Here is a 323-nt window from a genome sequence, read left to right as displayed (position 1 = left end):
TGGTTAGAAGGATTTACTGTATCTGGTGGTTGTAATGCTACTGGAGATTACGGAACTCCTACTGCTCCACTTTTATGTGATGGTGGTACAACAACGGTAACTTATACTATTACGGATACTTGTGAGCCAACTACTATAGAAAGTACTTTTACAATTTCAGCGCCTGATGCCGTAGTTGCAAATGCTCCTGCTGTTATGACTACTGATGCTTGCGACTATGCAGATCAAGCTGCTGTAGATGCTGCTTTTAATACTTGGTTAGAAGGATTTACTGTATCTGGTGGTTGTAATGCTACTGGAGATTACGGAACTCCTACTGCTCC

Annotated in this window: 1 protein-coding gene; it reads left to right on the top strand. The window is 41.8% G+C overall.

Going from position 1 to position 323, the window contains the following annotated elements; all coding sequences use genetic code 11:
• Positions 1–323, top strand: a 323-nt coding sequence (locus OS188_RS14765; protein ID WP_267149616.1) for a hypothetical protein, incomplete at both ends; no start/stop codon positions are given.

Source organism: Xanthomarina sp. F1114, assembly GCF_026410255.1.
Taxonomy (GTDB): domain Bacteria; phylum Bacteroidota; class Bacteroidia; order Flavobacteriales; family Flavobacteriaceae; genus Xanthomarina.
Note: the sequence above shows the minus strand (reverse complement) of the source record. Positions and strands in the feature narration are given on the sequence as shown.